Annotated in this window: 8 protein-coding genes; 6 read left to right on the top strand and 2 right to left on the bottom strand. The window is 72.4% G+C overall.

Annotated elements, in window-relative coordinates; translation table 11 throughout:
• Window positions 1-375: 375 nt before the first annotated feature.
• The 6 genes from OUY22_RS34320 to OUY22_RS34295 all read left to right on the top strand — a co-directional run bounded on the left by OUY22_RS34320 (window position 376) and on the right by OUY22_RS34295 (window position 7,150).
• On the top strand, window positions 376-1,029 hold the full coding sequence (locus OUY22_RS34320) for a nitroreductase family protein (RefSeq protein ID WP_270159459.1): 654 nt from the start codon (window positions 376-378) through the stop codon (window positions 1,027-1,029).
• 48 nt (window positions 1,030-1,077) lie between these two features.
• Window positions 1,078-2,397 carry a lanthionine synthetase LanC family protein gene (locus OUY22_RS34315; RefSeq protein ID WP_270159458.1) on the top strand — a complete coding sequence of 440 codons (1,320 nt, stop codon included), beginning with the start codon at window positions 1,078-1,080 and terminating at the stop codon, window positions 2,395-2,397.
• A gap of 244 nt (window positions 2,398-2,641) precedes the next feature.
• Entirely contained in the window at window positions 2,642-3,160 is a 519-nt protein-coding gene (locus OUY22_RS34310) for an NADPH-dependent FMN reductase (protein WP_270159457.1), read from the top strand.
• A 75-nt stretch (window positions 3,161-3,235) separates the two neighbouring features.
• Complete coding sequence (locus OUY22_RS34305) at window positions 3,236-4,165, top strand: sulfite exporter TauE/SafE family protein (RefSeq protein WP_270159455.1); 930 nt, start codon at window positions 3,236-3,238, stop codon at window positions 4,163-4,165.
• Between the two features lie 83 nt (window positions 4,166-4,248).
• Window positions 4,249-4,635, top strand: a complete 387-nt coding sequence (locus OUY22_RS34300) for an RrF2 family transcriptional regulator (protein WP_270159454.1) — start codon at window positions 4,249-4,251, stop codon at window positions 4,633-4,635.
• 193 nt (window positions 4,636-4,828) lie between these two features.
• On the top strand, window positions 4,829-7,150 hold the full coding sequence (locus OUY22_RS34295; protein WP_270159453.1) for a rhamnogalacturonan lyase: 2,322 nt from the start codon (window positions 4,829-4,831) through the stop codon (window positions 7,148-7,150).
• 47 nt (window positions 7,151-7,197) lie between these two features.
• Here the strand turns inward: OUY22_RS34295 and OUY22_RS34290 are convergent, their stop codons facing one another.
• Window positions 7,198-7,992 (bottom strand): carboxypeptidase-like regulatory domain-containing protein, encoded by a 795-nt coding sequence (locus OUY22_RS34290; protein WP_270159452.1) that lies wholly within the window; start codon window positions 7,990-7,992, stop codon window positions 7,198-7,200.
• Between the two features lie 56 nt (window positions 7,993-8,048).
• On the bottom strand, window positions 8,049-8,313 hold a 265-nt coding region (locus OUY22_RS34285; RefSeq protein ID WP_408638251.1), incomplete at its 5' end, for an NAD(P)/FAD-dependent oxidoreductase.

Raw genomic sequence — 8,313 nt, 5'->3', positions numbered from 1 at the left:
GGGCTCCCGTGCCGTCCGGGCCAGCCGCCGGCCGGCAGTGGCGTGTCCGCGAGCACCGCGCCCACGAGCGTCACCGTCACCGCGAGGGCGAGCGTGCTGACCACGACCGCGCCCACGCTGAACCACCTCCTCCGCCGGCCGCTGTGGTCGACGAAGACCGCGCCGCTCGGGGGCGCGGGTTGTTCACGGGCAGGAATGAGGGGGGACATGGCCTGCTTCTGGGAGGACTGGGGGTGAATGGAGTGATCATGCTCGCACGATCATGCCCCGTCAAGTGATCGATCGAACACGTGTTCGTCAGGAGCTGACGATGGCCGCGCCCGCGAGTCGTCGTCGCGCCGCCGCCCGGCCGCGCGGCCCTGACAGGATACGGTCATGACGACACCGCCACTGAGCCCCGATGAGCTGCTCACCACCACCCGCAGCGTCCGCAAGCGCCTCGACCTGAGCCGTCCCGTGCCGCTGGACCTCGTACGCGAGTGCCTGGAGATCGCCCTCCAGGCGCCCAGCGGCGGCAACAGCCAGGGCTGGCACTGGGTCGTCGTGACCGACCCCGAGCTGCGCGCCAGGATCGGCGAGTACTACGGCCGCGCCACCCGCGCCTATCTCGCGTCCAAGGCGTCCGCCGGGAAGCTGTTCCAGGACGACCCGGACCGGGCGGCGACGCAGCGGCGCGTCTCCGACAGCGCCGCCCATCTGGGCGAGCACATGGGGGAGGTCCCGGTGCTGGTGATCCCGTGCATCGAGCTGCCCGGCGGCCGGTTGCCCGAGGGGAGCCAGGCGGGGCTGTGGGGGTCGCTGCTCCCGGCCGCGTGGAGCTACATGCTCGCGGCGCGGGCGCGCGGCCTCGGCACCGCCTGGACGACGCTCCATCTGGCGTACGAGGCCGAGGTGGCCGAGCTGCTCGGCCTGCCCGCCGAGGTCCGGCAGGGCGTCCTCATCCCGACCGCCTACTACACCGGCGACACCTTCAGGCCGGCCCCCCGGGTGCCGCTCGACCGGGTGCTCCACCTCGACGGCTGGACCTGAGCGAGTTTCAACCTTATTTTCCTACCAAATGTGTGGGATAATGGCCGGGTGAGCCTGGACAAGACCCGTCCTCAGAGCGCCCGAGCCGACTCGCCGCTGAGCGCCGCCATCCTGGCCGGGCGGTGGATCCGATCCGCCGCCGTGGACGGCGAGCACGGCAGGCACTGGCTGGCCAACCCCGACCCGCGCGGCAGGTCGGCGGTCACCGCCGAGCCGTCCTCGCTCTACTCGGGCGCGGCCGGCATCGTGCTGTTCTTCCTGGAGCTGGCCGCCGCCACCGGCCACGAGGCGTACCTGGAGGACGCCCGGGCCGGGGCGCGCCGGCTCGCCGCCACCTGGCGCGAGCAGCGCGACCTCACGCTGTACCACGGGCTGGCCGGCACGATGGTGGCGCTCATGGAGGCCGGATGGGCGCTCGGGGACGAGCTGTTCGAGGTGGAGGCGGCGGCCATCGCCGACCACCTCGTCGGCAAGGGCCGCGCGGCGGGCGACGGCGTGGCCTGGTCCCGCGAGCCGGCCCAGCGCGGCGACGGCGGCATCGTCCTGGCCCTGCTGCGCGCCGCCGCCCACTTCGGCGCCCCCGCCTACGAGGAGGCCGCCGTCGAGGCCGGGCTGCGCATCGCCGCCCTGCCCGTGCCCGGCCACCGGTTCGGCGAGTGCGCCGACCTGCCGCTGGACGCGGTCACGCCCGGCTTCCTGGCCGGCACCGCCGGCACCGCCTTCCTGCTCGCCCGGCTGTACGGGGTGACGGGGGAGGAGGTCTTCCTGCGGGCCGCGCGGCGCGGCGCCGGCTTCGTCCGGGAGCTGAGCGTCGTGACCGGCAACCGCGCGGTCGTCCCGCACCACGTGCCGCAGGCCAGGCGGCTGCACTATCTCGGTTTCTGCTCGGGATCGGCGGGCGTGGCCAGGATGTTCTACGAGCTGCACCGGGTGGGCGGCGACCCGGGCGACCTGGAGTGGGTGGAGCGGCTCGCGGCCGGCATCGTCGGCAGCGGCGCTCCCCGCCGGCGCACCGACGGCTACTGGAACGTGGCCTGCCAGTGCTGCGGCACCGCGGGCCTGCTGGAGCTCTTCACCGGGCTGTGGGCGGCGACCGGGCGGCGCGCGCACCTGACCTTCGCCCGCTCGCTCGCCGACGACCTGATCGGCCGGGCCACCGACCACGACGGCCGGGGCTACCGCTGGTACCAGGCGTACCGGCGGCTGCGGCCGGGCGAGGTGACGGCCGACACCGGATACCTGGTCGGCGCGGCCGGCATCGGGGCGGCACTGCTCCATCTGGACGCCGTGGAGCACGAGCGGCGCGTCATCCTCCTGCCCGACAACCCGTTCCCCGCCATCCCGGTGCCGCCGCACGCGCTCGGCTGAGCCGGCGCGTCCAGCCCGCCCGTCCAGCCCGTCCAGCCCGTCCAGCGAAAGGAGTCAGCCATGCCCGGATCATGCGTGTCAGACAGGAATGGTGTAATGATCACCCCGAGCGAGCCCGAGTATCCCGGCGACGTCTACTGGTACGACCTGCCGGACGACGAGGCCGAACTCGAGGAGACCCCCGCACCGGCGAGCCGGTTGCGGCGTCTCATCCCTTTCATTCCCTCATTCCCCGGAGGATCGCATGAGTCTCGTCGTCCTGGTCGGCAACCCTCGTGAAGGCTCCCGTACCCGTGGCGTGGCGGTCGAGGCCGCCGGGGCGGTGGGAGAGCGGATCGGGCTGCTGCCGCCGTACGACGTCGTCGACCTGGCTGGTCTAGCGCCGCACCTGCTGTCGCCCGTCCTTTCGGCCGGCGTGGAGTCGGCGCTGGAGCGGGTCGCCGGGGCGAGCGTGCTGGTGGTGGCGAGCCCCACCTACAAGGGCACCTACACCGGCCTGCTCAAGGCGTTCCTGGACCGGCTGCCGCCCCGGGCGCTGGCCGGGGCGGCGGCGCTGCCGCTGCTGGTGATGGGCGACCCGGCGCACTCGCTGGCGGTGGAGGTGCATCTGCGGCCGTTGCTGGTGGAACTCGGCGCCCTGGTGCCCACCCCCGGCCTGGCCGTGCTGGAGTCCCGGCTCCCGGAACTGGCGGAGGTGCTGGCGGCCTGGGCGGACCGGGTCGCGCCGCAGGTGAATATCCCGTCTAAGAAAGTAGGGATATAGGGCTTGACGGGGCTCCCCGCCCTGGATCATCATTAACCCTACAAGTTAAGTAGGATTAATCGGAAAGGGTCGATCGTGCGAGCACTCCTCCTGCTCGGGCTGGTGGGTTTCGCGGCCCAGCTCGTCGACGGAAGCCTGGGCATGGCCTACGGCGTCACCTCAACCACGCTTCTCCTGGCGATCGGCACCAATCCGGCCGCGGCCTCGGCCACCGTGCACCTGGCCGAGATCGGCACCACCCTGGCCTCGGGCTTCTCCCACTGGCGCTTCGGGAACGTCGACTGGAAGGTCGTCGGCAAGATCGGTGTGCCGGGCGCGATCGGCGCCTTCGCCGGCGCGACGTTCCTGTCCAGCCTGTCGACCGAGGTGGCCGCCCCGGTCATGTCGCTGATCCTGCTGACGCTGGGCGTCTACATCCTGATCAGGTTCACCGCCTTCGGCCTGCCGCGGGGCAACCTGGGCAAGCCGCTGCGCAAGCGCTTCCTGACCCCGCTGGGCCTGTTCGCCGGCTTCGTGGACTCGACGGGCGGCGGCGGCTGGGGCCCGGTGGGCACCCCCGCCATCCTGGCCAGCGGCCGGCTGGCGCCGCGCAAGGTGATCGGATCGATCGACGCCTCGGAGTTCCTGGTGGCCATCGCGGCCAGCGTCGGCTTCTTCGTCGGCCTCGGCTCGGAGAACATCGACTTCTCCTGGGTGGCCGTGCTGCTGATCGGCGGCGTGATCGCCGCCCCGATCGCCGCGTGGCTGGTGCGCCACATCCCGCCGCGCATCCTCGGCTCGGCCGTGGGCGGCCTCATCGTCCTGACGAACGTGCGCACGCTGCTGCGCAGTGACTGGATCGACGCTCCCGGCGGCGTGCAGACCGTCGCGTACCTGACCATCGCCGTCATCTGGGCCGCCGCGATCGCCTACTCGGTGCGCGAGTACCGCAAGCACAAGGCCCAGGAGTCGGTGGAGGCGTACGAGGAAGAGCTGCGCAAGCAGGAGCCCACCACCTCCGCCTGACGTGCCCGATGTCCCCGGACCGCCTGAAGGCCCGGCCCCCCGACCAGGGGCGCCGGGCCTTTTTCCGACCATCACGGGAATCCATGAGAATCTCCGCACGCACCCAGTACGCCCTCGCCGCCATGCTCGCCCTCGCGGAGGCCGACGGCCCGGTGCACGCCGAGCGGGTGGCCGACTCGCAGGAGATCCCCCGCAGGTTCTGCGACAACATCCTGCTCCAACTGCGCCGTGCCGGACTCCTGAACAGCCAGCGCGGGCCGGACGGCGGCTACTGGCTGGCCCGTCCCGCCGCCGAGATCTCCCTGGCCGACGTCATCCGCGTGACCGAGGGGGTCGAGCAGGCCACGCGCAGGTTCCCCCGGGCCGCCGCCCCCCTGGACGCGATCTGGGAGCGGCTGCGCGACCACGAGCACGCCCTGCTCAGCGAGGTCACGCTCGCGGACGTCATGTCCCGGTCGGCCTCCTCCTGACGTCACCCCGGCGGGAGCGACGTGCCGGTCCATCCGTACGGCTTCCGCGACGAGGTGCTGATCGACTCGCCCGCCTCCGCCGAGGAACTGGACCGGCTGCACGCCGAGGTGGAGGGGTCTGCCCCATCCTCAACCTGTTCAGCGGGGGCACCTGACTCTTGACAAACGGTTGTTATATCGATTCAATCCGGGCATGTCACCCCCTCTGCGCCGCTTACTGGCGGCCGCCTCGGCGGCCCTGCTCTCCCTGACCCTCGCCGCCCCGCCCGCCCAGGCGGGCCGCGACGGTCACGGCCGCTCCGGCGGCGTCCAGCTCGAACGCCTGGACCGCGGGCTCGTGGCGGTCCCGACCGGCCAGGGTGTGTTCCTGAGCTGGCGGTTGCTCGGCGACGAGGTCACCGGGCACGGCCCGGGCGGCATGACCGGCACCGACTTCCGCGTCTACCGCGACGGCCGGCCGATCGCCACGGTCACCGACAGCACCAACTATCTCGACGGCGCCGGCGCCCCCGCCTCCACCTACCGGATCGCCCCGATCGTCAAGGGACGGGAGGGCAAGCGCGGCCCTGCCGTGATGCCGTGGGTTGAATCGTTTCACGATCTTCCGCTTCAGAAGCCCGCCGACGGCGTCACCCCGGCCGGCGAGGCGTACACCTACTCGGCCAACGACCTGAGCGTCGGCGACGTCGACGGGGACGGGCAGTACGAGTACGTCGTCAAGTGGGACCCGTCCAACTCCAAGGACGTCTCCCAGCGGGGCTACACCGGCAACGCCTACCTCGACGCCTACGAACTCGACGGAACCCTGCTGTGGCGGCTCGACCTGGGCGTCAACATCCGCGCCGGGGCCCACTACACCCAGTTCCTGGTCTACGACTTCGACGGTGACGGCCGCGCCGAGACCATGCTCAAGACCGCCCCCGGCACCAAGATCACCCGCTACGGCCGCGACGGCCGCGTGCTGTCCGAGCGCCACGTCACGATGCCCGGAAAGGACGTCAGGGCCGGGTACTCGCACGCCGACGACTACCGCAAGAGCGCCGCGGACTACTTCGGGCACCTCGTCGGGATGTTCCAGGGCTGGCACGCGCACCCCGAAGTGGCGGCCGGACGCTGGCCCGCCACGCTGGAGCAGGCCTTCGGGATCGAGCCCCGGCACGACTACCCGCTCTCGCGCGAGGCGGCCACCGATCTGGCGACCTACTTCGTGGACGTGTACGCCCCGTCCCGTAGTGGCAACAACCGGTTGCGGGAGTTCGAGGGCTACATCCTCACCGGCCCCGAGTACCTCACCGTGCTCGACGGCGCCACCGGCCGGGAGCTGCAGACCATCCCGTACAAGCCCGGCCGCGGCGACGACGGCCTGCTGTGGGGCGACTACGCGATGGCCAGGATCGAGCCGGGCAACCGCGTCGACCGGTTCCTGTCGGCCGTCGCCTACCTCGACGGCGAGCGCCCTTCGGCGGTCTTCGCCCGCGGCTACTACACCCGCTCCACCCTGGTCGCCTACGACTGGAACGGCCGGCGGCTCGAAGAGGTCTGGTACGCCGACAGCGGCCACGTGCCGATGGCCAACCCGTTCAACGCCTCCCCGCACGGCGTCGACGGCACCGACCCGGAGTACGCCACCCTCACCACGCAGGGCTTCCATTCCCTGAGCGCCGCCGACGTGGACGGTGACGGCAGGCAGGAGATCGTGTACGGCGCCGCGACCATCGACGACGACGGCGACCTGCTCTACTCCTCCTTCGCCGAAGGACCGCCCGGCAGCGCCGTGCCCGGCCAGCGCGTCCGGCTCGGCCACGGCGACGCCATGCACGTCGCCGACCTCGACCCGGACCGCGACGGCCTGGAGATCTGGACCGTGCACGAGGGCGGCCGGTGGGCGCCGTACGGCTGGGCCATGCGCGCCGCCGCCACCGGCGAGGTGCTGTTCGGCGGCTACAGCGGCGTCGACACCGGCCGCGGCATGACCGGCGACGTCGACCCCGCCGTGCGCGGCATGGAAGCGTGGTCGTCCATGCCGCCCGACCAGACCGTCGACGCCGGCCTCTGGTCGGCCCGCGGCGACCACCTGGGCAGGAACGTGCCCGGCACCAACATGAGCATCCGCTGGGCGGCCGACATGACGACCCAGGTGGTCAACGGCACCGCCACCACCGTGCTGCAGGCGCCGACGGTGGACGACTGGAAGCGCGGCACCCTGCTCACCGCCGAGGGCACGCTCACCAACAACTGGACCAAGGGCAACCCCGGCCTGGTCGCCGACGTGCTCGGCGACTGGCGCGAGGAACTCCTGGTGCGCACCGCCGACAGCTCCGCCGTCCGGATCTACCTGAGCACCGAGGTGACCGACCGCAAGCTGTACACGCTGATGCACGACCCGCAGTACCGCGCCGAGATCGCGCGCCAGCAGACGACCTACAACCAACCCGCCTACCCGAGCTTCTACCTCGCCTCGGACCTGGACTGGTCGAAGGTGCCGATCCCGCGCATCCGCACCCCGCGCCGGTAACGGCCCGCCTCCGGCCGCGTGCCCGTCACCACCGGGCGGGCACGCGGCTACAGCTTCAGTTCGAGCTGGATCCAGTAGACGCTGTTGATGTGCTGGGAGAAGTCCGCGACGATCTCCGCCGCGTACGCGTCCGAACCGCGGAGCCGGACCTGGAGCGGGCGTCCCTCGTGGGTCGCCGAGACGCGGTAACGGGCGATGGGCACGTCCAGCAGGCCCGACCCGTCCGGTGTGCGGGCCGCCCGCCGGGTGATGACCTCTCCCGGCGAGCCGTCCAGCAGGGGGCTCTGCGGGGTGAGCGTGAGCTCGACCCCTTCGTCCTGGAGGAAAGTCTCCGGGTCGCCCGGGTCGGTGCCGTCCAGGTAGAACAGGACCGATCCGCCGTAGTGGCCCAGGCCGTCGGGTTTGGCGCCGCTGAGCTTCCAGGTGAAGTTCCGGATCGCCCCCTCCGGGCCGGCGAACGGGCTGTCGTCCTCGGGCCGCAACTCGACCTGGTACGCGACGCCGTCGCGCTCGACCTGGAGCGAGGCCGTCGCGTGGAACGTGGCCGCGACGTCCGTCTCGACCCGGTAGTGGCCGTCGGTGTCCGTCGTCACGATGAGGTTGCTGTTGTACAGCAGCTGGTTGTCGGCGACCACCTGGGCGCCCGCGACCGGCCTGCCGGCGCTGCTCACGACCCTGCCCTTGAGCACGCCCCGCTCGACGCCCACGCCGCTCTCCTCCCGTTGCGCGACGACCCCGGACGGGTCCGCGGCGCGGGTGTCCTCGGCCATCGGGCCCATGGGCGGCATCACGCAGCCGCTCAGGCAGGCCAGCAGCGCGCCCACCGGCGCCATTCGTCTCATGACGGGCGATCGTAGATCATCTGACTTGCAACCGGCTTGGATCCCAGCGGAGCCGTTCAGGCCAGCAGGCGGACGACCGACGTGAACACCCCCGGCAGCCCCCGCGCCGCCGGGACCACCAGCCGCGCCGTGCCGGGCCGCCGCGCCACCTGCACCAGCGCCCCCGTCAGCAGCCGGTGGGTGCGCGACAGCCGCCGCCACGCGGGCTCGTACTCCTCGGGCCGGTCCTCGGCCAGGCAGCGCGCCAGGATCTCCGCCGAGCGCACCGCCAGCGACACGCCCTCACCCGTGAGCGCGTCCACGTACCCGGCCGCGTCGCCC

This window comes from Nonomuraea corallina (assembly GCF_027620315.1).
Classification (GTDB): Bacteria; Actinomycetota; Actinomycetes; order Streptosporangiales; family Streptosporangiaceae; genus Nonomuraea; species Nonomuraea corallina.
This window is presented reverse-complemented; position numbering and strand designations above follow the sequence as displayed.

Bases quoted from the DNA above. Each gene is read 5' to 3' on its own strand.
- OUY22_RS34290 (WP_270159452.1), bottom strand. From the start codon at position 7,992: ATGAGACGAATGGCGCCGGTGGGCGCGCTGCTGGCCTGCCTGAGCGGC.
- OUY22_RS34295 (WP_270159453.1), top strand. From the start codon at position 4,829: ATGTCACCCCCTCTGCGCCGCTTACTGGCGGCCGCCTCGGCGGCCCTG.
- OUY22_RS34320 (WP_270159459.1), top strand. From the start codon at position 376: ATGACGACACCGCCACTGAGCCCCGATGAGCTGCTCACCACCACCCGC.
- OUY22_RS34300 (WP_270159454.1), top strand. From the start codon at position 4,249: ATGAGAATCTCCGCACGCACCCAGTACGCCCTCGCCGCCATGCTCGCC.
- OUY22_RS34310 (WP_270159457.1), top strand. From the start codon at position 2,642: ATGAGTCTCGTCGTCCTGGTCGGCAACCCTCGTGAAGGCTCCCGTACC.